Origin of the sequence: Nocardia sp. FDAARGOS_372 (assembly GCF_002554515.1) — a bacterium.
Classification (GTDB): domain Bacteria; phylum Actinomycetota; class Actinomycetes; order Mycobacteriales; family Mycobacteriaceae; genus Nocardia; species Nocardia farcinica.
The window spans coordinates 4,295,090-4,317,529 of record NZ_PDDW01000001.1; the positions used below are offsets into that span (position 1 = coordinate 4,295,090).

The 22,440-nt window shown below is 71.9% G+C and carries 23 protein-coding genes; 18 read left to right on the plus strand and 5 right to left on the minus strand.

The window, feature by feature from the left end; genetic code table 11:
* Window positions 1-7 precede the first annotated feature (7 nt).
* The 10 genes from CRM89_RS20275 to mnhG all read left to right on the plus strand — a co-directional run bounded on the left by CRM89_RS20275 (window position 8) and on the right by mnhG (window position 10,705).
* Window positions 8-1,501, plus strand: coding sequence for an ATP-binding protein (locus tag CRM89_RS20275; RefSeq protein WP_098085609.1), 1,494 nt, complete (start codon window positions 8-10; stop codon window positions 1,499-1,501).
* 4 nt (window positions 1,502-1,505) lie between these two features.
* Window positions 1,506-1,856, plus strand: a complete 351-nt coding sequence (locus tag CRM89_RS20280; protein WP_098085612.1) for a UBP-type zinc finger domain-containing protein — start codon at window positions 1,506-1,508, stop codon at window positions 1,854-1,856.
* Between the two features lie 68 nt (window positions 1,857-1,924).
* The gene (locus tag CRM89_RS20285) at window positions 1,925-2,266 is read left to right on the plus strand and encodes a hypothetical protein (RefSeq protein ID WP_098085615.1); all 342 of its coding nucleotides are present in this window, start codon (window positions 1,925-1,927) and stop codon (window positions 2,264-2,266) included.
* Between the two features lie 52 nt (window positions 2,267-2,318).
* Window positions 2,319-4,586: an AAA family ATPase gene (locus CRM89_RS20290; protein ID WP_098085617.1), complete on the plus strand. Its 2,268-nt coding sequence runs from the start codon at window positions 2,319-2,321 to the stop codon at window positions 4,584-4,586.
* A 143-nt stretch (window positions 4,587-4,729) separates the two neighbouring features.
* The gene (locus tag CRM89_RS20295; RefSeq protein ID WP_098085619.1) at window positions 4,730-7,543 is read left to right on the plus strand and encodes a Na+/H+ antiporter subunit A; all 2,814 of its coding nucleotides are present in this window, start codon (window positions 4,730-4,732) and stop codon (window positions 7,541-7,543) included.
* Complete coding sequence (locus CRM89_RS20300; RefSeq protein WP_011211825.1) at window positions 7,540-7,917, plus strand: Na(+)/H(+) antiporter subunit C; 378 nt, start codon at window positions 7,540-7,542, stop codon at window positions 7,915-7,917. Before CRM89_RS20295 ends, CRM89_RS20300 begins: the two co-directional genes overlap by 4 nt.
* A complete protein-coding gene (locus CRM89_RS20305; RefSeq protein WP_060594128.1) occupies window positions 7,914-9,515 on the plus strand; it encodes a Na+/H+ antiporter subunit D in 1,602 nt (533 codons plus the stop codon). Before CRM89_RS20300 ends, CRM89_RS20305 begins: the two co-directional genes overlap by 4 nt.
* Window positions 9,512-10,093, plus strand: a complete 582-nt coding sequence (locus tag CRM89_RS20310; RefSeq protein WP_060594127.1) for a Na+/H+ antiporter subunit E — start codon at window positions 9,512-9,514, stop codon at window positions 10,091-10,093. The genes CRM89_RS20305 and CRM89_RS20310 overlap by 4 nt, the downstream gene beginning before the upstream one ends.
* 4 nt (window positions 10,094-10,097) lie before the next feature.
* Window positions 10,098-10,358, plus strand: coding sequence for a monovalent cation/H+ antiporter complex subunit F (locus CRM89_RS20315; protein ID WP_011211828.1), 261 nt, complete (start codon window positions 10,098-10,100; stop codon window positions 10,356-10,358).
* A complete protein-coding gene (gene mnhG / locus CRM89_RS20320) occupies window positions 10,355-10,705 on the plus strand; it encodes a monovalent cation/H(+) antiporter subunit G (protein WP_011211829.1) in 351 nt (116 codons plus the stop codon). The genes CRM89_RS20315 and mnhG overlap by 4 nt, the downstream gene beginning before the upstream one ends.
* 10 nt (window positions 10,706-10,715) lie before the next feature.
* On the opposite strand, the gene CRM89_RS20325 is transcribed toward mnhG, so the two are convergent.
* From CRM89_RS20325 to CRM89_RS20345, 5 genes are all read right to left on the minus strand, one after another.
* Complete coding sequence (locus CRM89_RS20325; RefSeq protein WP_172964548.1) at window positions 10,716-12,014, minus strand: phosphatase PAP2 family protein; 1,299 nt, start codon at window positions 12,012-12,014, stop codon at window positions 10,716-10,718.
* A 119-nt stretch (window positions 12,015-12,133) separates the two neighbouring features.
* Entirely contained in the window at window positions 12,134-13,276 is a 1,143-nt protein-coding gene (locus CRM89_RS20330) for a glutamate--cysteine ligase (RefSeq protein WP_011211831.1), read from the minus strand.
* A 21-nt stretch (window positions 13,277-13,297) separates the two neighbouring features.
* Entirely contained in the window at window positions 13,298-13,975 is a 678-nt protein-coding gene (locus CRM89_RS20335; RefSeq protein WP_060594124.1) for a superoxide dismutase family protein, read from the minus strand.
* A gap of 126 nt (window positions 13,976-14,101) precedes the next feature.
* On the minus strand, window positions 14,102-14,668 hold the full coding sequence (locus CRM89_RS20340; protein WP_011211833.1) for a LytR C-terminal domain-containing protein: 567 nt from the start codon (window positions 14,666-14,668) through the stop codon (window positions 14,102-14,104).
* A 49-nt stretch (window positions 14,669-14,717) separates the two neighbouring features.
* Entirely contained in the window at window positions 14,718-15,032 is a 315-nt protein-coding gene (locus tag CRM89_RS20345) for a DUF3263 domain-containing protein (RefSeq protein WP_011211834.1), read from the minus strand.
* A 185-nt stretch (window positions 15,033-15,217) separates the two neighbouring features.
* Here CRM89_RS20345 and CRM89_RS20350 point away from each other — a divergent pair, with 185 nt between their 5' ends.
* The 8 genes from CRM89_RS20350 to CRM89_RS20385 all read left to right on the plus strand — a co-directional run bounded on the left by CRM89_RS20350 (window position 15,218) and on the right by CRM89_RS20385 (window position 22,419).
* Window positions 15,218-15,808 (plus strand): peptide deformylase, encoded by a 591-nt coding sequence (locus CRM89_RS20350; protein ID WP_011211835.1) that lies wholly within the window; start codon window positions 15,218-15,220, stop codon window positions 15,806-15,808.
* Window positions 15,798-16,769 carry a GNAT family N-acetyltransferase gene (locus CRM89_RS20355; RefSeq protein WP_098085624.1) on the plus strand — a complete coding sequence of 324 codons (972 nt, stop codon included), beginning with the start codon at window positions 15,798-15,800 and terminating at the stop codon, window positions 16,767-16,769. Before CRM89_RS20350 ends, CRM89_RS20355 begins: the two co-directional genes overlap by 11 nt.
* 20 nt (window positions 16,770-16,789) lie before the next feature.
* A complete protein-coding gene (locus tag CRM89_RS20360; RefSeq protein ID WP_172964549.1) occupies window positions 16,790-17,683 on the plus strand; it encodes an exodeoxyribonuclease III in 894 nt (297 codons plus the stop codon).
* A gap of 30 nt (window positions 17,684-17,713) precedes the next feature.
* Complete coding sequence (locus CRM89_RS20365; RefSeq protein WP_098085631.1) at window positions 17,714-18,910, plus strand: homogentisate 1,2-dioxygenase; 1,197 nt, start codon at window positions 17,714-17,716, stop codon at window positions 18,908-18,910.
* The gene (fahA, locus tag CRM89_RS20370; protein ID WP_098085634.1) at window positions 18,907-20,082 is read left to right on the plus strand and encodes a fumarylacetoacetase; all 1,176 of its coding nucleotides are present in this window, start codon (window positions 18,907-18,909) and stop codon (window positions 20,080-20,082) included. Before CRM89_RS20365 ends, fahA begins: the two co-directional genes overlap by 4 nt.
* A gap of 176 nt (window positions 20,083-20,258) precedes the next feature.
* The gene (locus CRM89_RS20375) at window positions 20,259-21,656 is read left to right on the plus strand and encodes an ATP-binding protein (RefSeq protein ID WP_229434797.1); all 1,398 of its coding nucleotides are present in this window, start codon (window positions 20,259-20,261) and stop codon (window positions 21,654-21,656) included.
* A complete protein-coding gene (locus CRM89_RS20380) occupies window positions 21,653-22,069 on the plus strand; it encodes a roadblock/LC7 domain-containing protein (protein ID WP_011211841.1) in 417 nt (138 codons plus the stop codon). The genes CRM89_RS20375 and CRM89_RS20380 overlap by 4 nt, the downstream gene beginning before the upstream one ends.
* A complete protein-coding gene (locus tag CRM89_RS20385) occupies window positions 22,066-22,419 on the plus strand; it encodes a DUF742 domain-containing protein (RefSeq protein ID WP_060594118.1) in 354 nt (117 codons plus the stop codon). The genes CRM89_RS20380 and CRM89_RS20385 overlap by 4 nt, the downstream gene beginning before the upstream one ends.
* Window positions 22,420-22,440: the final 21 nt, after the last annotated feature.

Genomic DNA, 22,440 nt, shown 5'->3' on the forward strand with positions numbered 1-22,440 from the left:
GCCGGACATGACCGAAAGCGACCGGACCGATACCACTGCCCCCGGCTGTGACCCCGCCGAACTGCGGACGCTGTTCCTGTTCGAGCAACTCGACGACGAGCAGCTGGCCTGGCTGTGCGCGGACGGGCGGATCGAGCTCATCGAACCCGGCCCGGTCTACCGCCAGGGCGACCCGGCCACCTGCTTCTACGTGCTCATCGAGGGCGAGCTGCGGCTGACCAAGTTGGCCGGCGGCATGGAGATCGAGCTGAACCGCACCGACCACCGCGGCGTCTACGCGGGCGCGTGGACCGCCTACCTCGGCGAGCAGGCCGAGCCCACCTACAACAGCTCGCTGTATGTCACCCGGCCCTCGCGGTTCTTCGTGCTGGACGCGGAGATCTTCGCGCGGATGATGCACGCCTGGTTCCCGATGGCGGTGCATCTGCTCGAGGGCGCGTTCTTCGGCAACCGCAACGCCCACCAGCGGGTGGCCGAGCGGGAACGCCTGATGGCACTCGGCTCGTTGTCGGCGGGCCTGACCCACGAGTTGAACAATCCGGCCGCCGCGGCCGTGCGCGCCACCTCCGGGCTGCGCGAGCGGGTGGCGGGCATGCGGCACAAACTGGGCATGCTGGCCGAGGGCAGGTTCGCGCCGGAGGTGTTGGTGACCCTGGTGCGCCTGCAGGAGGAGGCGGCCGAGCAGGTGGCCAAGGCTCCGGCGCTGACGCCGCTGGAGGCCGCCGACCGCGAGGACGCGCTCGGCGACTGGCTCGACGAGCACGGGATCGCCGACGGCTGGGAGCTGGCGCCCAACTTCGTGCAGGCCGGGTTCGACGTGGACTGGCTGGAGCGGGTGCACGGCACGCTGGAGGGGTGCTCGGAGACGGTGTTCGAGGGCGCGATCCGCTGGCTCAACTACACCATCGAGACCGAACTGCTGATGAACGAGATCGCCGACTCCACCGCGCGCATCTCCACCCTGGTCGGCGCGGCCAAGCAGTACTCGCAGATGGACCGCGCCCCCTTCCAGGTGGTCGACATCCACGAACTACTCGACAGCACCCTGGTGATGCTCAACCGCAAACTCGGCGACGGCGTCCGGGTGGTGAAGGACTACGACCGCACGCTGCCCGCGCTGCCGTGCTTCGCCGCCGAGCTGAACCAGGTGTGGACCAACCTCATCGACAACGCCGTCTACGCGATGGGCGGCGAGGGCACCCTGACGCTGCACACCTACCGCGAGAACGACTGCGCCGTCGTGGAGGTCGGCGACACCGGGCCGGGCATGCCGGAGGAGGTGCGCCGCCGGGTGTTCGAGCCGTTCTTCACCACCAAGCCGGTCGGCGAGGGCACCGGCCTCGGCCTCGACATCTCCTTCCGGATCGTGGTGAACAAGCACGACGGCGACATCCGGGTGGAGAGCGCGCCCGGTGACACCCGGTTCGTGGTGCGGCTGCCGCTGCATCGCGACATTCCCGCCCCGGAATCCGGCGCCGACGCCGCGCAACCGCCAGACTGAGACCATGACCGCGATCGAAGGCATCGACCCGTCGGTCCCGCCCAGCGGGCCCGGGTGTGTGGAGTGCGAGGCGTCCGGCGGGTGGTGGGTGCACCTGCGCCGCTGCGCCCAATGCGGGCACATCGGCTGTTGCGACACCTCACCGTCGCAGCACGCCACCGCGCATCACCGGCAGACCGGGCATCCGTTCATCCAGAGCTACGAGCCCGGCGAGGACTGGTACTGGGATTTCCGCACCGAGGAGATGTTCACCGAAGGGCCGGAACTGGCTGCGCCGCACAGTTATCCGGCCGCGCAGGGGGTACCCGGCCCCAGCGGGCGGGTACCGGCCGACTGGCGCGAGCACATCCACTGAGCCCGCGCGGTAGGCTCTGCCATCGCGCCGGAGGCTCCGGCGCCTGATGGCACCCGGGAAGCACGAGAATGAAACGATTTTCCGTCGTCGTCCTGACTGTCGCGACGATGGCCGCGGCCCTGGCGGGCTGCGGTGGGTCGGACTCCGATTCCGGCTCCGCCGCGGCGAGTTCCACCGCCGCGAGTTCCACCACCGGCGAGGCCGCGCAGACCACCTGCGCGGAGTTCAAGAACCTCGACACCGAGGCGGAGAAGGCCGTGGTGGAAGCGATTCTGGCGGAGAACCCGGACAGCCCCTACGCGGGCAGCCCGAACGTCGCGCTCGGTACCGCCAAGCTGGTGTGCCTGTCGGAGGCCAACGCGGGCAAGACCGTCGCCGCGGCGGCCGGACTGCTGGCCGCTGGGAAGTAGCGGTTTCCGCGCGACCCGGCCCGCACCGGGCGATCGCAGGCAGAATGGCACGGTGGCAGAACTGGCGCTCACCGCTCGACTGAATCCGTCCGCCGCCGACGCCAGACGCGGGGTGGTGCGGTTGCATCCGGAAGCGCTGACCGCCCTCGGCCTGCGCGAGTGGGACGGGGTGGCGCTGGCCGGGTCGCGGCGCACGGCGGCGGTGGCCGGGCTCGCGCCCGCGGGCACCCCCGCCGGGGTCGCCCTGCTCGACGACGTGACGCTGTCGAACGCGGGGATCCGGGAGAACCAGACGGTGGTCGTCGCGCCCGCGACGGTCTACGGGGCCCGGCAGGTCTCGGTGAGCGGCTCGGTGCACGCCACGCGCAGCATTCCGGCGGCCACCCTGCGGCAGGCACTGCTGGGCAAGGTGGTGACCGTCGGCGACACGGTGTCGCTGCTGCCGCGAGACCTCGGCCCCGACATCCCTTCCTCGGCGGCCAGCCAGGCGCTCTCGCGCACCTTCGGCATCGCCTGGACCACCGAACTGCTGACCGTGACCGCCACCGATCCCGCGCGCGGGCCGGTGAGCGTGCAACCCAATACGGCGGTGTCGTGGGCCGCGGGCGCGATGGCCGCGCGCGAGGCCGCCGACCGCGCCGCCACCGGCGCGCCGGTGGCGGTGGGCGAGACCGCGCGCGGCGCGGCGGAGGCGGCGGCCTTCGCCGGTGCGGGCGCGAACGGCGCGGCCACCGGGCAGTGGGCGGTGCGCGAGGCCGAGGCGCGGGTGCCGATCGAGGATCTGGCCGGGGTGCACGCGCAGGCCGCCAAGCTCGCGGAGTGGCTGAGCCTGGCGCTGGACGAACCGGAACTGCTGCGCGCGCTCGGCGCGAACGCCCACCTCGGTGTGCTGATCACCGGGCCCGCCGGGGTCGGCAAGGCGACGTTGGCGCGGTCGGTGGCGGCGCCGCGGCGGGTGATCGAACTCGACGGCCCGACCGTCGGCGCCGCGGAGAGCGGCACCCGGCTGCGTGAGGTGGCCTCCGCGGTGGCCGAGGTGGGCTCGGGGCAGGGCGGTGTCCTGCTGGTCACCGACATCGACGCGCTGCTGCCCGCCCAGCCCGAACCGGTCGCGACCTTGATCCTCGACCAGCTGCGCGCGGCGGTCGCCGGACCCGGGGTGGCCTTCCTGGCGACGACGGCGCACCCCACCGAGGTGGATGCCCGGTTGCGCGCCCCCGACCTCTGCGACCGGGAACTGGCGCTGCCGTTGCCGACCGCGCCGGTGCGCCACGCGCTGCTCGAGCAGCTGCTGCGCAAGGTGCCCACCGGCGACCTGGCCCTGGACGAGGTGGCCGCCCGGACTCCCGGTTTCGTCATCTCGGACCTGGCCGCGCTGTGCCGGGAGGCGGGCCTGCGCGCCGCCTCACGTGCCAGCCGGGAGGGCGCCCCACCGCGGCTGACGCAGGAGGATCTGCTCGGCGCGCTCGCGGTGATCCGCCCGCTGTCGCGATCGGGCACCGAGGAGCTGGCCATCGGCAGCCTCGGCCTCGACGACGTCGGCGACATGGCCGAGACGAAACAGGCGCTCACCGAGGCGGTGCTGTGGCCGCTGCGCCACCCCGACTCCTTCGCCCGGCTCGGCGTCGACCCGCCGCGCGGTGTGCTGCTCTACGGCCCGCCCGGCTGCGGCAAGACCTTCCTGGTCCGCGCGCTGGCCGGTTCCGGTCAGCTGAGCGTGCACGCGGTGAAGGGCGCCGAGCTGATGGACAAGTGGGTCGGCTCGTCCGAGCGGGCGGTGCGCGAGCTGTTCCAGCGGGCCCGCGATTCGGCGCCGTCGCTGATCTTCCTCGACGAGGTGGACGCGCTGGCGCCGCGGCGCGGGCAGAGCAGCGACTCCGGTGTCGCCGATCGGGTGGTGGCGGCGTTGCTCACCGAACTCGACGGGGTCGAACCGCTGCGCGATGTGGTGGTGCTCGGCGCGACCAACCGCCCCGAACTCATCGACCCGGCGCTGCTGCGGCCGGGGCGGCTCGAGCGCCTGGTCTTCGTGCCGCCGCCGGACGCCGAGGCCAGGCTCGCGATCCTGCGCACGGCGGGGCGGTCGGTGCCGCTGGCGGCCGACGTCGACCTGACCGCGCTGGCCGCGGATCTCACCGGATACTCGGCCGCCGACTGCGCGGCGCTGTTGCGGGAGGCGGCGTTGGCCGCGATGCGCCGCGACGTGGACACCGCCGACGTCACCGCCGCCGATGTGGCCGCCGCCCGTGCCGCGGTGCGCCCGTCGCTGGATCCCGACCAGGTGGAATCGCTGCGCCGTTACGCCGAATCGCGGACGTGATGCAGCGGTATCGTGTTAGCCGATTCATAGCCCGTGGCCGTGCGGCATGGCCGACGCCATACGTACCCGGGTCCGGATCCGGACCGCGGACCCCGTAGGATCATGGGACAACACCCCGCCGCTACGACCCGACGGAGTGCAGTTTGCTCGTAATTCTGCTCGCACACGCCTGTGCTGCGCTCGTCGCGCCCGTGTGCGTGCGGATGCTGGGCCGCAACGCGTTCATCCCCCTCGCCCTGGTTCCCCTGGCCTCGTTGGGCTGGGTGATCGCGCACTGGGGCGACACCGAGCAGGTCCGCATCAGCTGGGCGCCCAGCATCGAGATGAACATCGACCTGCGGTTCGACTCGCTCGCCGGTGTGCTGGCGGCGCTGGTGCTCGGCGTCGGCTCGCTCATCCTGCTCTACTGCGCCCGCTACTTCGCCGACGACGAACCACGCCTCGGTGCCTTCGCCGCCCAGCTCGTCGCCTTCGCCGGCGCCATGTTCGGCCTGGTCACCAGCGACAACATGCTGTTGCTGTACGTGTTCTGGGAGATCACCACGGTGCTGTCGTTCCTGCTGGTCGGGCACGACACCATCCGCACGAGCAGGCGCGCGGCGCTGCAGGCGCTGCTGGTGACCGCGGCGGGCGGGCTGGCGATGCTGGTGGGCATCGTGCTGCTCGGCCAGACCACCGGCACCTACTTGCTCTCGGACCTGCTGGCCATGCCACAACCGCCGAGCGGCGTGGCCGTGTCGGTGGCGGTGGTGTTGCTGCTGATCGGCGCGCTGAGCAAATCGGCGATCGTGCCGCTGCACTTCTGGCTGCCGGGCGCGATGGCCGCGCCCACGCCGGTGAGCGCCTACCTGCACGCGGCGGCGATGGTGAAGGCGGGTGTGTACCTGGTCGCGCGGCTGGCGCCGGTGTTCGCGAGTTCGCCGCCCTGGCATCCGATCGTGCTGACGCTGGGCGCGCTGACCATGGTGCTGGCCGGCCTGCGCGCCCTGCAGGTGACCGACCTGAAGCTGGTGCTCGCCTTCGGCACGGTCAGCCAGCTCGGCTTCCTGATCGTGCTGGTCGGCCTCGGCACGCCGGACGCCGCGCTGGCCGGTGTCACCCTCGTCGTCGCGCACGCGCTGTTCAAGGCCTGCCTGTTCATGGTGGTCGGCATCGTCGATCACGGCGCGGGCACCCGCGATCTGCGCAAGCTGTCCGGCCTCGGCCGCCGCGAGCCGCTGCTCGCCGCCGTCGCGACCCTGTCGGCGCTGAGCATGGCGGGCATCCCGCCGCTGGTCGGTTTCGTCGGCAAGGAGACCGCGCTCGCGGCCGAGGTCGACGCCGACGTGCTCAACACCCCGGCGCGGATCGCGCTGACCCTCGCGCTGGTCGCGGGGTCGGCCTTCACGGTCGGCTACAGCGCGCGGTTCCTGTGGGGCGCCTTCGCGGTCAAACCCGAAGTGCCCGACGTGCGGCCGCACTGGCACGCACCCGGCCCACTGATGATCGCGCCGCCGGCGATCCTCGCCGCGGTGAGCCTGGTCCTCGGCCTGGTCCCGGGCTGGACCGAGGACCTGGCCAGCCCCTACGCCCGCAGCCTGCCCGGTGTGCTGCGCGAGCATCTGGCGCTGTGGCACGGGTTCACGCTGCCGTTGCTGTTGACGGTGATCGTGATCGTCGCGGGCCTCGCGCTGTTCCTGGCCCGCGGACGCATCGTCGACCCGCGCCACCCCCGCCTCGGCAACGCCGACCGCGCCTACGACGCCACCCTGCGCGGGATGGACGCGCTCTCGCGCCGGATGACCGGCGCGGTCCAGCGCGGTTCGCTGCCGTTGAGCCAGGGCACCATCCTGGTCACCCTCATCGTGTTGCCCGCGGTGCTGCTGGCCGTCGGCACCCGCACCGGGGTCGAGCTGCGGCTGTGGGACTCGCCGCTGCAGGTGGCCATCGCCATCATCATGATCGCGATGGCGCTGGCGGCGACGGTGCTGCGCAACAGGCTGGCCAGCGTGATCGTCGTCGGTGTCACCGGCTACGGCTGCGGCGTGATCTTCGCCCTGCACGGCGCACCCGACCTGGCGCTGACCCAGTTCCTGGTGGAGACGGTGACGCTGGTGATCTTCGTGCTCGTGCTGCGCGGGTTCCCGGCCGAGATCGAGCCGAGCCGCGCGGCCGCGTTCAAGGCGCGCCGCGCGCTGATCGGCCTCGCGACCGGCGCGGTGGTCACCGCGCTCGCGGCCTTCGCCATCGCCGCCCGCTCCGGCGCGCCGATCTGGCACCTCATCCCGGACGCGGCCTACGAACTCGGCGGCGGCAAGAACGCGGTGAACGTGCTGCTGGTCGACATCAGGGCCTGGGACACCCTGGGCGAGATCTCGGTGCTGATCGTCGCCGCGACCGGTGTCGCCTCGCTGGTGTTCCGCACCCGCCGCTACGGCAGCGCGCCCCGCGCCGCCGACTCGCCGTTCTACGACCCCGACCTGCTGAGCTGGCTGCCCGCCGGGCGGCTGGTGGACCGGCGCGACCGCTCGATGGTCCTGCAGATCACCACCCGCCTGGTGTTCCCGACCATCATGGTGCTGTCCATCTACTTCTTCTTCGCCGGCCACAACTCCCCCGGCGGTGGTTTCGCCGGCGGCCTCACGGCGGGCTTGGCGCTGACCCTGCGATACCTGGCGGGCGGCCCGTACGAACTGGGCGAGGCGCTGCCGGTCGACGCCGGGCACGTCCTCGGCGCCGGTCTCACCCTCGCCGCGGGCACCGCGGTCACCTCGCTGCTGCTCGGCGCACCGCCGCTGTCCTCGGCGATCATCGAGGTGACGCTGCCGGTGCTCGGGCACATCAAGCTGGTCACCGCCCTGTTCTTCGACCTCGGCGTGTACCTGATCGTGGTCGGCCTGGTGCTGGACGTGCTGCGCAGCCTGGGCGCCCGGCTGGACGCCGAGCTCGACCGGGAATCGGAGGAGGCCCGGTCATGAGCGCGAACCTGACCATGCTCGTCCTGATCGGCGTGCTCACCGCCACCGGGGTGTATCTGATCCTGGAGCGGGCGGTGTCGAAGATGCTGCTGGGGATGATCCTGCTCGGCAATGCCGTCAACCTGCTGCTGATCAGCGTCGGCGGTGCCGGCGGCGAACCGCCGATCGTCGGCAAGGCGGAGACCGAGGAGATGGCCGACCCACTCGCGCAGGCGATGGTGCTCACCGCGATCGTGATCACGATGGGCCTGTCGGCTTTCGTCCTGGCGCTGGCCTACCGCGCCTACAAGCTCACCACCACCGAACACGTGGCCACCGACGAAGACGACGCGGAGGTCGCCGCCCGCCGCGAGCGGGAGGACCCCGAACAGTGACCCTCTCCGCCGAACTGCTCCCCGCGCTCGCCCCGCTGCCGGTGCTGGTGCCGCTGCTCGCCGCCGCCGCCTGCCTGATCTTCGGCAGGCGCCCGCGCATCCAGGGCACCGTCATGCTGGTCGCGCTGTCGGCGGTGGTGGTGATCACCGCGGTGCTGCTCTACCTGGCCGATCGGGACGGCACCACCGCGGTGCAGGTGGGCGGCTGGTTCCCGCCGATCGGCATCACCCTGGTGGTGGACCGGCTCTCGGGGAGCATGCTGCTGGTCTCGGCGGTGGTGCTGCTCGCGGTGTCGATCTACGGCGCGGGCCAGAACATCCGCGACGGCGACGACCGCCAGCCCACCTCGATCTACCGGCCGAGTTACCTGGTGCTGAGCGCGGGCGTGTCGATCGCCTTCCTCGCCGGTGACCTGTTCAACCTGTTCGTCGGCTTCGAGGTGCTGCTGGCCGCCTCGTTCGTGCTGCTCACCGTGGGCGCGACCGCCGAACGCATCCGGGCGGGCATCGCGTACGTGATGGTGTCGATGCTGTCGTCGCTGATCTTCCTGATCGGCATCGCCCTGGTGTACGCGGTGACCGGCACGGTGAACCTGGCCCAGCTGGCCGTGCGGCTGGGCGCGGCCCCGGAGGGCGTGCGCACGGCGGCGTTCGCGGTGCTGTTGGTGGCCTTCGGCATCAAGGCGGCGGTGTTCCCGCTGTCGAACTGGCTGCCCGACTCCTACCCGAGCGCGCCCGCGCCCGTCACCGCGGTGTTCGCGGGCCTGCTCACCAAGGTCGGCGTGTACGCGATCATCCGCACCAACAGCCTGTTCTTCCCCGACGGCGCCTTCGACGACATCCTGCTGGTGTGCGGTCTGCTGACCATGCTGATCGGCATCCTCGGTGCGATCGCGCAGAGCAACATCCGCCGGTTGCTGTCGTTCACGCTGGTCAGCCACATCGGCTACATGATCTTCGGCGTGGGCTTGGCCAGTGCCGCCGGACTGGCCGGTGCGGTGTACTACGTGGCCCACCACATTCTCGTGCAGACCGCGCTGTTCCTGGTCGCCGGTCTCATCGAGCGCCAGGCCGGCTCGACCTCGCTGCGCAGGCTCGGCGGGCTGGCCGCGGCCAGCCCGGTGCTCGGGGTGCTGTACCTGGTGCCCGCGCTCAACCTCGGCGGCATCCCACCGTTCTCCGGGTTCATCGGCAAGGTCGCGCTGTTGCAGGCGGGCGCGGCCGACGGCAGTGTGCTGGCCTGGGTGCTGGTGGCGGGTGCGGTGGCGACCAGCCTGCTCACCCTCTATGTCGTCGCGCTGGTGTGGGCCAAGGCGTTCTGGCGCCCCCGCGCGGAAGCGCCCGAGGGCCACCTCGCCGCCGCCAAGCCGCCCACCCTGGTGGAGGAGTCCACCGATGTGCGCTACGACGAGCGGGTCGATCCCGGCCGCATACCGCCGCTGATGCTGCTGGCCACCGCCGGGCTGGTCGCCGCGGGCCTGAGCCTGACCGTGCTGGCCGGGCCGATCCTGGGCATCGCCGACCGGGCCGCGGCCGATCTGCACGATCCGGACGTCTACGTCGTCGCCGTACTCGGCGACCCGGGGGAGTTCCGATGACCGACATCGACGCGGCGAGCACCGGCGACCGCCCCGAACGCCGGGCCTGGTGGCGCCCGACGAAGGAGACCGCGATCCGGCTCGGGCTGCTGCTGTGGCTGGCCGCGGTCTACACCGCGCTGTGGGGCGACCTCAGCGTGGCCAACGTGCTGGCCGGGTTGGTGATCGGCGTGATCGTCATGCTCGCGCTGCCCCTGCCCAGGATGCCGGTGGCGGGCCGGTTCAATCCGATCGCGCTCGTGCAGGCGATCGTGCTGGGCGCCTACTACGCGCTGGAATCGAGCCTGCAGATCGCCTGGTTCGCGGTGCGGCCCGCCGGTGCGCCCGTCTCGGGTGTGCTGCGCGTCGGCCTGAGCACCCGCTCGGACCTGGTGCTCGTACTGACCACCGACCTGCTCAACCTGATCCCCGGCACGATGGTGCTCGAGATCGATCGCAACCGCTGCCTGGTGTATGTGCACGTGCTCGACGTGGGCAGCGAGGAGGCGGTGGCGAAGTTCTACCGGCAGACCCGCACCCTGGAACGCCTGCTGATCTCCGCCTTCGAGCGGCGCGTTCCCCGACCGAACCGGAGGTGAGTGCGTGACCGTCGTCGTGACCGTCGCGGCCGTGCTGCTCGCGGCCGCCGCCCTGATCACCAGCTACCGCATCCTGGCCGGGCCGAGCACGCTCGACCGGGTCGTCGGCATGGATTCGCTCACCGCGATCGCCGCCTCCGGTCTGGCCGTGTGGGCCGCCTACACCGGCGACACCACCGTGCTGCCCGGCATCATCGCGCTGGCGCTGGTCGGCTTCCTCGGTTCGGCCGCCGTGTCCCGCTTCCGCGTCCGGGACGACCGATGAGCGGCTGGCAGTGGCTGTCCGCGGTGCTCATCCTGGGCGGCGCCGGCCTGTCGTGCACGGCCGCCATCGCGCTGCTGCGGTTCCCGGACACCCTCACCCGGATGCACGCCGCCACCAAACCGCAGATCGTCGGGCTGATCCTGGTGCTGGCCGGTGCCGCCATCGAACTCGCGGGCCGGGGCAACGTCTGGCTGCTCGCCCTGGTCGGGGTGTTCACCCTGCTCACCGCGCCCGTGATCGCGCACTTGCTCGGCCGCACCGCCTACCGCGAACAGCGGCACCGCGACGGTCTGCTGATGGTCAACGAACTCGGCGACGCCCTGGAGAATCCCGACGAGCGGTTCTGACCGGCACCGGTCAGCGCGCGGCCTCGACCGGCTCGGCGGCGGGCGTGCGGTGGGCGAACCAGGTGGCGTGGAAGGCGGCCGTCATACCCGCCAGCAACGCCAGCACGATGGTGCCCGCCGGCACCGGGTAGTCGGCCATCGGCACGGCCAGGAAGCGGTAGCCGAGCAGCAGCGTCACCAGGATCACCGCGCCCGCGCCGACCAGCCGCACCCGGAACCAGCCCCAGCCGCGCTCGGGCTCGCGCAGGGCCGACTCCACGGTCAGGCACAGCACCGCACCGGCGACCAGGTCGACGCCGTAGTGGTAGCCGAAACCGAGGGTGGCCGCCAGCGTCGCGAGCAACCAGAACGTCCCGCCCCAGCGCAGCCAGCGCGGCGCGGGTGAGCCGTCCACGTCGCGGCGGCTGTGCAGGAACACCGCCAGCGCCCACGCCGTGTGCATGGACGGCATGCAGTTGCGCGGGGTGGCCTCGTCGAAGGGCAGCGCGCCCGGGCTGCGATCGATCGGCGGCACCACGTCCGGCCAGTAGTTGCCGACCTGCAGGCCGTGGCCGTCCGGCCCGAACGCGAACATCGGGCCGACCACCGGGAAGATCACGTACACCAGCGGACCGACCAGGCCGAGCACCAGGAACGTGCGCACCAGGTAGTGGCTGGGCCAGCGGCCGGAATCGACCACCCGGCGCAACTGCCAGACCGCCACCACGATCGCGGCGACCGGCAGTTCGATGTAGACCCAGTGCAGTACCGCGTAGGCCACCGGCCCGAGCGTGTCGAGCACCCGGCCCATCACCCAGGACGGGTCGCCGAGGGCATGGTCGGCGAGCATCAGGTATTCGTCGAGGACACCCGGACCGGCCAGCACGGTGACGTGCAACCAGACGTCGCCGACCTTGGTCGCCAGCACCAGCAGCGCGCCCAGCGCGGCCGCGTGCAGGGCGTTGCGCCGTTCGACGCCTTCCCAGCGCAGCCACGCGATCAGCGCGAGCGCGGTGAGCACGAGCACCGGCCCGTTGCCGACGGTGGGCGACTCCCCCGCCAGCAGCCGCGCGCCCGCCGCGACCAGATCGATCCCGACGGCCGCGCCCAACGCGATGATCCTGCGCCGCATCGAGATTCCGACCAGCGCCAGGATCAGCCCGGCCCACGGCACGGACATCGATTTCGGCGTGCCCGCGTAGTCGCGCCACAGGCTCTCCAGCGGCCCCTCGAAACCACCGCGGATCGCGATCACCTGCAGCACCACCAGCAACACCGGCACCGCGGCGACGGCGGCGACCACCCGAGTCCGGCGCGGGGGCAACGGCATCTGCCGCGCCGCGCCTCCTACGCTGGAGCCCGGGTTTTCGACTAGCACGCCGACCATAGTAAACGGACGATGAACACCGCCCGTGTCACCGGCTGAACGGCGGGCGACCGAACGGGGCGCTACCGGTCCAGTTCGTGCACCAGGGCGTCCACCACGGCCACCAGATCGCCCTGCGAGGCCGCCGCGACCTTGCGCTGCCGCTGATAGGACGCGCCCCGCTCGGGAATGGTCGCGACATAGGCGAGTTCGTCGGCGCACCCGAGCCGCTTCGCGGTGGGCTCGAGCCGGTTGAGCAGGTCCATCAGGTCGTCGGTGACCAGCCGCTCGTTGCTGTCGGCGTCGGTGATGACGATGGCGTCCAGGCCGTAGCGGGCCGCGCGCCACTTGTTCTCCTGGACGTGCCAGGGCGGCAGCGTGATCGGTTGTTCGCCGTCCTCGATGCGCTGGTCGAGATCGACGATCAGGCAGTGGATGAACGCCGCGATGGCGGCCAGTTCGGCGTGGGTGGGGATGCCGTCGCAGATGCGGACCTCGATGGTGCCCCACTTGGGTGCGGGCCTGATGTCCCAGTGCAGGCCGCCGAGCTGCTCGAACACCCCGGTCTTGAGTTCGTCGTGCACGAAGTGCTCGAACTGGCGCCAGTTCTCGAACTGGAAGGGCAGGCCCGCGGTGGGCAACTGCTGGAACATCAGCGTGCGGTTGCTGGCGTACCCGGTGTCCGACCCCGCCCACATCGGCGAGGATGCCGACAGCGCCAGCAGGTGCGGGAAGGTGGTCAGCAACGAGTTCAGGATCGGAAAGACCTTCTCCCGGTGCGAGACCCCGACGTGCACGTGCACGCCCCAGATCATCATCTGCCTGCCCCACCACTGGGTGCGCTCGATCAGCTCGTCGTAGTGCGGCGAACGGGTGAGCTGCTGGGTGGACCACTGCGCGAAGGGATGGGTGCCCGCGCAGAACACGTCGACCCCGAGCGGGTCGGCCGCGCGGCGCACCTTGTCCATGGTGCCGCGCAGATCCTCCACCGCCGCGCCGACCGTCTCGTGCACGCCGGTGACGATCTCGACGGTGTTGCGCAGCAACTCCTTGGTGACCTGCGGAGTGCCGTCCCAGGCGCGTAGGTCACCGACGGCGTCGAAGACGGCGGCCGCGGTGTTGGACAGATCCCTGGTGACCTTGTCGACCAGGGCGACTTCCCATTCGATCCCGATCGTGGGCCGGGGCGAACCCTCGAACGGAACGCTCTCGACTACCCCGGCCATCTCCGTCCCCCGTCTACTCGGTTAGTGGACCACTCCGCAGGCGACCCGGCTGCCCGCATCGCCGGTGGCCAGCGTGGTGTCGTCCGGGCCGGCGCCGCCCTCACGCTGGTAGCGGTCCGGAATGTTGCCGAAGTTGTCCGCGCCGGAGTGGATGATCAGCGCCCGGTTCTTCACGTCGTTCAGGGTCACCGAGTCGGTGGTGGTGACCAGCCGCGCCGAGCCGTCGCCGCGCACCTGCAGGGAGGTCAGGTCGCCGCTGGCCGGATGCGAGTTGGCGTTGCCGACCTGCAGGTGGCCGCCCGCGGAGAGGAAGTCGCCCGCCGGGCCGCCGGTGGGGGCCACCGAGTTCGGCTCGCAGGCGCCGTTCTGGTGGAAGTGCAGGCCGTGGAAGCCGGGCCGCAGGCCGCGGGCCTCGACGGTGATCACCAGGTGGCCGCCCTCCTCGGTGATGTTCGCGGTGCCGACCGAGGCGCCCGAGGCATCCTTCAGCTCGGCGGTGGCGCCCGTGCCGGAAGCGTGTTCGCCGTGGTCCGCGCCGGTGGTGGCGGGCGCGGAGGCGCCGGTCCACACGGGCGGCGTCGTGCCCTTGACGTCGCTGGACTCCTGGCTGTTGGAGCAGGCGGCCAGGCCGAGGACCGCGACCGCAAGCACCGGGGTCACAGTCCGCCAGGACGGGCGACGAGTTGTGGACGGGGCCATCGGGGGAACTCCTTTACGAGTACCGAGTTTACGAGTAAAGCTGGGTGGACAGGTTCGTTACCGGTCACGATGATGCCACGCGCCCGGTGCTGCCCGGTTGCGGGGCCGCGCGGGAGCGCTCGGCAATCAGTTACCCGTCAGGATGACGATCACACCGGCCGATCCGTCCCCGACACCGGCGGACTTGGGTTCCGCGACCGCGCCCAGCTCCTGCGCGATGGCCAGCGCCGCCTCCCGCTCGGCCGCCGAATTACCGTAGTAGACGGTCGTTTTCGCCAGCGTGCCGGCCGCGTAGTTGCCCGCGGTGACATTGGTCCAGCCGTTCGCGGCGAGCTGGTTGGCGGTGCGGTTGGCCAGCCCGGCGACGAGGCTGTTGTTGAGCACCCGCACCGGCACCGCGCGATCCACGGCAGGCGCCGGCGGGGCGGCGACCTGCGGTTCGGGCGGTGGGGGCGGCGGCGGTGTGCTCGCCACCGTGGTGGTCGCCGTCGTCGCCGGTGCCGCGGTGGTGGTCGTGGTCGCCGCCGGAGCGGCCGCGCTCGTGGTGGTGGGCGCGGCGGACTCCTCGCCGTCGGAATCCGAACTCGACATCGACATCGCGCCCAGACCGGCGAACACGATGGCGAGCGCGATCAACACCATCGCCAGCGCGCGCAACGGCGGCCCGCCGGAGGTGGGATTGGGGTAGTTCACGGTGCCGACCCTAGTCCTTCACGGCGCCGGTGCGCCCGCGTCACGCCGGTCATACCTGAAAACCGAGACGCCGCGCGGCCCTTGCCTTCTGCCTGCTCGCGCGCAACCTGCGCAGCCGCTTCACCAGCATCGGGTCGGCGGCCAGCGCCTCGGGACGGTCCACGACCGCGTTGAGCACCTGGTAGTAGCGCGTCGGCGACATCCCGAACAGCTCGCGGATGGCCTCCTCCTTGGCACCGGCGTATTTCCACCACTGCCGTTCGAAGGCCAGGATGTCGAGTTCGCGGCGGGACAGGCCGCTGTCGTCTTCTTCGGAAGGGCTGTTCTGGATCGCGGAAGGATTCCGAGCCGCTGCGCCGTCCATCTCGCTCCCTCGCCGAGTGACCACCAGACGAAAATGGTGCTTGTACGTCGCGCATCATTGAACCACGGCGGCCGGGGATGGTTCGGCCTTCGCCCCGGCGTGTTGTTTACCGGGCGGTAGGTCCGTGTCCGGCGTCACGCGGTCCGCCGCAGGTCAGGCGGGCCCGCCGAGTAGGCTTTCCGGTCATGGCAATCCTCCCCATCGTGATCGTCGGTGACCCCGTGCTGCACAACCCGACCGAGCGGGTCACCCAGACCCCGGAGGAACTGGCCGGCCTGATCGCGGACATGTACGAGACCATGGACGCCGCGAACGGCGTGGGCCTGGCCGCCAACCAGGTGGGCGTGCCGCTGCGGCTGTTCGTCTACGACTGCCCCGACGCGGGCCCCGACGGGCAGCCCGTGCGGCGCCGTGGCGCGGTGATCAACCCGGTGCTGGAGACCTCCGAGATCCCCGAGACCATGCCCGATCCGGACGACGACGAGGAGGGCTGCCTGTCGGTGCCCGGTGAGCAGTTCCCCACCGGCCGCGCCGAGTGGGCGCGCGTCACCGGCATCGACGAGAACGGCGGACCGGTCGACATCGAGGGCAAGGGCTTCTTCGCGCGGATGCTGCAACACGAGGTGGGCCACCTCGACGGCTATCTGTACGTGGACAAGCTGGTCGGCCGCCACGCCCGGGCGGCCAAGAAGACGATCAAGCGCAACGGCTGGGGCGTGCCCGGCCTGAGCTGGGTGCCCGGCGAGGTGCCCGACCCGTTCGGCCATGACGACTGAGCCGACGAGCCCGCACGCGATTCCGCTGGGCCACCGGGTGGTGATGCGGTACCTGCTGCCCGCCGGATATCCCCAGCCGATGACCGACGTGATCGGCGAGCTGATCGCGCTGGACCCGCCGACCGTGCGCGACGGCGACGGCCGGACCGTGGCGGTGGCCGCGGACCGGGTGGTCGCGCTGAAGGCGGTGGGCCCCAGGCCGGTTCGGACCGCCGAGATCCGCGCGTTGGAGGCGGCCGCCGCCGACGCCTGGCCCGGCGTCGAGCACGCCCGGCTGGACGGCTGGTTGCTGCGCGCCGGGCACGGCTACACCGACCGCGCGAATTCCGCTGTGCCGCTGGGCGAAACCGGGCAACCCGCCCGCCTCGGCGTGGATGTGCTGCATCGCATCGGCGAGTGGTACACCGCGCGCGGCCTGCCGCCGCGGCTGGTCCTGCCCGACCGGCTGGCTCCGCCGCCGCCGGGCTGGCAGACCTGGGGCGAAACGCTGGTGCTCGGCATCGACATCGAGAACTTCGTCCTCCCGCAGGGCCCCTCGATGGTGCGCATCGCGCCGGAGCCGGACGCGGCATGGCTGGCGATGCACCGTTACCGCGGCGAGGACCCCGCCGCCCAGCCGGTTCCGCCGCCGGAGACCGGCGTGCTCACCGCCGTGCGCGAAGGCGTCACCGGTTTCGCCTCGCTCGGCCTGCCGCGGCCGATCGCGATCGCGCGCGGCGCGGTGACCACCGCACCCGACGACCGCCGCTGGGTCGGGCTGTCCTGCGTATCGGTGGCCGCCGAACATCGCAGGCACGGACTGGCCACGCTGGTCTGCGCGGAGCTCATCCGCTGGGGCCGCGACCGCGGCGCCACCCACGCCTACGTGCAGGTGGCCGCCGACAACGCGGGCGCGCTCGCGCTCTACCGCGACCTCGGCTTCCTCGACCACCATCGCTACCGGTACGCCGCGCCGGCGTAACCGTGCAGGAAGGCTTTTCGTTGCGTCTGGCGACCTGGAACGTCAATTCGATCCGTTCGCGCCTGGACCGGGTCACGACCTGGCTCGACGAGCACGACATCGACGTGCTCGCCATGCAGGAGACCAAGTGCCGCGACGACCAGTTCCCGTTCGAGCGCTTCGCCGAGCTGGGGTACGAGGTCGCGCATCTGGGCGTCAACCAGTGGAACGGCGTCGCCATCGCCTCCCGCGTCGGGCTCGCCGACATCGCGCCCGCCTTCCCCGGCCAGCCCGGCTTCGACAAGGACGCCGCCGACTCGCTGATCAGCGCACCCGTGGTGGAGTCGCGCGCGCTGGCAGCCACCTGCGGCGGGGTGCGGGTGTGGAGCCTGTACGTCCCCAACGGCCGCGCCCTCGACGACCCGCACTACGCCTACAAACTGGAGTGGCTGGCGGCCTTGCGCGCGAGCGCCGCGGACTGGCTGGCCGCCGATCCCGCGGCGAAGATCGCGCTGGTGGGCGACTGGAACATCGCCCCGACCGACGACGACGTGTGGTCGGTGGAGTTCTTCGCGGGCAAGACGCACACCTCGCAGCCCGAACGCGACGCCTTCGCCGCCATCCTCGACACCGGTTTCGCCGATGTGATGCGCCCGTTCGCGCCGGGCCCCGGCGTCTACACCTATTGGGACTACACCCGCCTGCGCTTCCCCCGCAAGGAGGGCATGCGCATCGATTTCGTGCTGGCCTCGCCCGCGCTGGCGGCGAGGGTGGTCGACGCCGGGGTGGACCGGGAGGCGCGCAAGGGCAAGGGCGCCTCCGACCACGCGCCGGTGATCGCCGAGTTCGATCTCGGCGACGCGCCGCCGATCGTGTCGCCGCCGGGAAAACCCCAGGTCGGCGCTGTCGAGGGCACTACCATGGAGGGCGACTGATCCGTCCGGTCCCGGCGGGAGGTGCCTGCGGTGGCGTTCTATCGACAGGTGGGTGCGGTGCCGCCGAAACGGCACACCCAGCACCGTGACGAGCACGGCGGGCTCTACTACGAGGAGCTGATGGGCGAGGAGGGCTTCTCCGGCGACTCCGCCCTGCTGTACCACCGCGGCCTGCCCCCGGCCATCGTCGACGCGGCCGACCAGCCGCTGCCCGATCAGACGACCGTTCCGAATCACCCACTGCGCCACCGGCATCTGCGCCCGCACGAGCTCTTTCCCGGCGACACCCCGGCGGGCACCGACCCGGTGACCGGCCGGCGGCTGTTGCTCGCCAACGCCGACGTACGCCTGTCCTACGTCGCCGCCAAGGGCGTCTCCCCGCTGTACCGCAACGCACTCGGGGACGAGCTGGTCTACGTGGAATCCGGCGCCGCGATCGTGGAGACGGTGTTCGGCGCGCTGCCGGTGCGTCAGGGCGACCAGGTGCTCATCCCGCGCGCGACCACGCACCGCTGGCTGCCCGCCGGCCCCGACCCGCTGCGCACCTACGTCGTGGAGGCCACCGGGCACATCACCCCGCCCAGGCGCTACCTGTCCCGCTTCGGGCAGTTGCTCGAGCACGCGCCCTACTGCGAGCGGGATCTGCGCGCGCCCGTCGAGCCACTGCTGCGGACGGGCACCGACGTGGAGGTGCTGGTGAAGCACCGCGCGGGCGGACGGGTGGTCGGCACACGCATGGTGCACGCCACGCATCCCTTCGACGTGGTCGGCTGGGACGGCTGCTTGTATCCGTACATCCTGAACATCGCCGATTTCGAGCCGATCACCGGACGGGTGCACCAGCCGCCGCCGGTGCACCAGGCGTTCGAGGGCAACGGCTTCGTGGTCTGCGACTTCGTGCCGCGCAAGGTCGACTACCACCCGCTGTCGATTCCGGTGCCCTACTACCACTCCAACGTGGATTCCGACGAGGTGATGTTCTACGCGGGCGGGAACTACGCGGCGCGCAAGGGCTCGGGCATCGGGCAGGGTTCGGTGTCGGTGCACCCCGGTGGCTACGCCCACGGTCCGCAACCGGGCGCCTACGAGGGCAGCATCGGCGCGGAGTTCTTCGACGAGCTGGCCGTCATGGTCGACACCTTCCGGCCGCTCGAGCTCGGCGAGGGGGCGTTGGCCTGCGAAGACCCCGGGTACGCCTGGACCTGGTCGGGCCGGGGCCCGGCATGAGGATCGAGGTGCCCGCCGACTCCGTCTTCGGCCCGGACAACCTGCCCTACGGTGTGTTCGCCCCACCGGGCGGGCCACCGCGGGTGGGCGTGCGGCTCGGTGAGCACGTCATCGATCTGGCTGTGGCGCTGGCGGATCCGCTCTTCGCGCAGCCGGAGCTGAACCCCTTCCTCGCCGCCGGACCGCCGCGCTGGCACAGCACCCGCGAGCGGGTGCGCGAGCTGGTCGACGGCCAGGTGCCCGACGCCGCGGTGCACCGCCTCGACACCGTGCGGCTCGACCTACCCGTCCGGATCGGCGACTACGTCGACTTCTACGCCGGCATCGATCATGCCACCAACCTCGGCAGGCTGCTGCGGCCGGGCAGCGAACCGCTGCTGCCGAACTGGCGGCATCTGCCGGTCGGCTATCACGGACGCGCGGGCACCGTCGTGGTCTCGGGCACCGACATCGTCCGGCCGCGCGGGCAACGCCGAACCGACTCGGACACACCGGTTTTCGGTCCGACCACGCGGCTGGACATCGAAGCCGAGCTGGGTTTCGTGATCGGGGTCGGTTCCCCGACCGGTACCTCGATCGCCGTCGACGACGCCGAGGCGCACCTGTTCGGCGTCGCCCTGGTCGACGACTGGTCCGCGCGCGACATCCAGGCCTGGGAATACCAGCCGCTCGGCCCCTTCCTCGGCAAGTCCTTCGCCACCTCGATGGCGGCCTGGGTGACTCCGCTGGCAGCGCTGACCCACGCGCGGATTCCGTTGCCGCCCCAGCATCCGGTCCCCGTGCCCTATCTGCGGGCGAGTGACCCGTGGAGCCTCGACATCGAGCTGGCCGTGCACTGGAACGGGCACCAGGTCTCCCGTCCGCCCTACGCCCGGATGTACTGGTCGCCCGCGCAGATGCTCGCGCATCTCACCGCCAACGGCGCGGGCACCCGGCCCGGTGATCTGTTCGCGTCGGGCACGGTCTCCGGGCCGGAACCGGACACCTACGGGTCGTTCATCGAAATGAGTTGGGGCGCAACCGTGCCCATTCACGTCGGCGATTCGGTGCGCACCTTCCTGGAGGACGGCGACGAGGTGGTCATCACCGCGACAGCGCCGGGTCCGGACGGCACGCGGCTGGGTCTCGGGGAGGTCCGCGGGCGCGTCCGGCCCGCCCCGCGGGCGGGCTGAACACCGGGCGACCCACCCTGCCAGCGCGTTTCCGTTCGGGTGGCAGCGACCCACCGCCGTGGTTATGCTCGTGCGCGGTAACTGCTTGTCGGGGGGTGGATTTCGATCGCACTCGGCGACGCAGAAGGGGATCGCCGGGCGTTCGCGCGGTTCCCGCGAGCGTGAAAGTGCAGGACGTGTCAGAGTCATCCATGCCGTCGGCCGACGGGGCCGCGGTCTCCGGGGAGCCAGGACGAGCAGCCTTCGTCGTGATCCCCGTCCTCGGTCTCGCCCTCGGCGCCGGACCGGCCGCCGCGGCCATGTCGCTGATCCCGCAGGAGCGGCTGCGCATCCCGTTCGCCGCCACCGGCGCGGCACTCGGCGTGCTCGTCACCGCGGCGCTGCTCGCCGCGGTGTGGTACCGCAGGAAGGCGCGGTCGGCGCTGCGCGCCGCGGCGGCCGCCGAACTCCACCGCGACGCCGCCGAGGACCAGCGCCTCGAGGCCGAGAAGCGCGCCGCGGCAGTGGAATCCATGATCGCCGAGGAGCGCGCGGCGACCACCCGGGCGATCGAGGTGGCGCGCCGGGACGAACACCACCGCACCGCCGCGCTGGCCGCCTTCGCGGGCGCGGCGGGCCGCATCCAGGCCATGACCACCGCCATGCTGGCCGAACTGCGGGAGATGGAACACCGCCACGACGACCCGAAGGTGCTGGCCGATCTGCTGCTGCTCGATCACCGCACCGCCCAGGCGGGCCGCCTGGCCGACAGCATCGCGGTGCTCAGCGGCGCACGCTCGGGGCGGCGCTGGGCCAAGCCGATCAGCATGGAGTCGATCCTGCGCGGCGCGATGGGCCGGGTCGCCGGCTACCAGCGGGTGCGGCTGCGCGCGGTCGCCGAGATCGCCGTCGCCGGGCACGCCGCCGAGGGCGTGATGCACGCACTGGCGGAACTGCTCGACAACGCGTGCAACTTCTCCCCGCCCACCACGGAGGTGCACGTCTACGCCTCCGAGGTGCCCGCGGGTGTGGTGGTCACCATCGAGGACAGCGGCCTGGTGATGAGCGAATCCGCCTTGCGCCGTGCCGAACTCGCCGTGTCCGGCGCCCGCGACGGTGACAGTCAGGCCGACGCCGACCTGGCCGCGCTCACCGGCACCCGCCTCGGTCTCGCGGTGGTCGGGCACCTGGCCCGCAAGCACGGGCTCACCGTCTCCTACCGGCCCTCGGCCATCGGCGGCACCGCCGTCGTGGTGGTGGTGCCGCGCGAGCTCACCGCCCGGCTCGCACGCGTCGAGCCCGCGTCGCTGCCCGCCGGGCGGCCCGCCGCGGCATCCGAGCCCGAACCCGTCGTGGTGTCCGGGGCGGACGCACCCCTGCCCAAGCGGCAGCGCGGCCGCACCCTGGCCGCCGCCCATCCGGAGGGACTCGTCGAGCGCCGCCCCGGCGCCGCCACCGTCCGCACCCCCGCCGCGCCGACGACGTCGTCCGCGCGGCCCGCTGCCTTGGGAGCCTTCCAGCGTGCCGTCGCCGGACACGACACCGAGGACCAGGCGCCACCGTCCACGCCCGTCGCACTGGAGAACGAACGATGAATTCCGCGAGTCCCGCCCAGCTCGGCTGGTTGCTGGAGCAATTGCTGCACCGGACCCCGCAGAGCAGACACGCGCTGCTGCTGTCCGGCGACGGACTGAAGATCTGCCACACCCCCGAACTCACCATCGACCAGGCCGACCAGCTGGCCGCGATCGCGGCGGGCATCCAGAGCCTCGCCCACGGCGCCTCCGCCGAATTCGGCGACGGCCGCAGCGGAGTGCGCCAGTCGATGACCGAGTTCTACGGCGGCATCCTGTTCATCGTCGAAGCCGGCCTCGGCGCGCACCTGGCGGTGCTCGCCGAGGAGGAGGCCGATGCCGGACTGGTCGGGCACAACATGCGCGAGCTGGTCGAACAGCTCGGCGACCAGCTGTCGGCGGCGCCGCGGGTCGCGGGAGCGAGCCGGTCGTGAGCAGGCCAGGCCGCGACGACGACCCCGACCGGCTCTACACCCTCACCGGCGGGCGGAGCCGACCCGATTCCGACGCCTTCGACCTGGTGACGCTGGTGGTCAGCGAATCGGCGCCGGCCCCGGGCATGCCGTCGGAGCACGCGGTGATCCTGCGCATGTGCCAAGCCCCGACCTCGGTGGTGGAGGTCGCGGCCGAGTTGCGGCTACCGGTCGGCATCACCACGATCCTGCTCTCAGACCTGCTGCACGCGGGCAAGATCACCGTGCGTCATCCACGACGCGTCGGCGACCACCTGGTGCTCGACTCCTCCACCCTCGAGAAGGTGCTCGTTGGACTCCGTAGTCTCTGAGAACACCCCCGCCCGTGCCCA

Bases quoted from the DNA above. Each gene is read 5' to 3' on its own strand.
- CRM89_RS20335 (WP_060594124.1), bottom strand. From the start codon at position 13,975: ATGGCCCCGTCCACAACTCGTCGCCCGTCCTGGCGGACTGTGACCCCG.
- CRM89_RS20380 (WP_011211841.1), top strand. From the start codon at position 21,653: ATGAATTCCGCGAGTCCCGCCCAGCTCGGCTGGTTGCTGGAGCAATTG.
- mnhG (WP_011211829.1), top strand. From the start codon at position 10,355: ATGAGCGGCTGGCAGTGGCTGTCCGCGGTGCTCATCCTGGGCGGCGCC.
- CRM89_RS20300 (WP_011211825.1), top strand. From the start codon at position 7,540: ATGAGCGCGAACCTGACCATGCTCGTCCTGATCGGCGTGCTCACCGCC.
- CRM89_RS20345 (WP_011211834.1), bottom strand. From the start codon at position 15,032: ATGGACGGCGCAGCGGCTCGGAATCCTTCCGCGATCCAGAACAGCCCT.
- CRM89_RS20350 (WP_011211835.1), top strand. From the start codon at position 15,218: ATGGCAATCCTCCCCATCGTGATCGTCGGTGACCCCGTGCTGCACAAC.
- CRM89_RS20355 (WP_098085624.1), top strand. From the start codon at position 15,798: ATGACGACTGAGCCGACGAGCCCGCACGCGATTCCGCTGGGCCACCGG.
- CRM89_RS20325 (WP_172964548.1), bottom strand. From the start codon at position 12,014: ATGCCGTTGCCCCCGCGCCGGACTCGGGTGGTCGCCGCCGTCGCCGCG.
- CRM89_RS20280 (WP_098085612.1), top strand. From the start codon at position 1,506: ATGACCGCGATCGAAGGCATCGACCCGTCGGTCCCGCCCAGCGGGCCC.
- CRM89_RS20275 (WP_098085609.1), top strand. From the start codon at position 8: ATGACCGAAAGCGACCGGACCGATACCACTGCCCCCGGCTGTGACCCC.
- CRM89_RS20310 (WP_060594127.1), top strand. From the start codon at position 9,512: ATGACCGACATCGACGCGGCGAGCACCGGCGACCGCCCCGAACGCCGG.
- CRM89_RS20330 (WP_011211831.1), bottom strand. From the start codon at position 13,276: ATGGCCGGGGTAGTCGAGAGCGTTCCGTTCGAGGGTTCGCCCCGGCCC.
- CRM89_RS20285 (WP_098085615.1), top strand. From the start codon at position 1,925: ATGAAACGATTTTCCGTCGTCGTCCTGACTGTCGCGACGATGGCCGCG.
- fahA (WP_098085634.1), top strand. From the start codon at position 18,907: ATGAGGATCGAGGTGCCCGCCGACTCCGTCTTCGGCCCGGACAACCTG.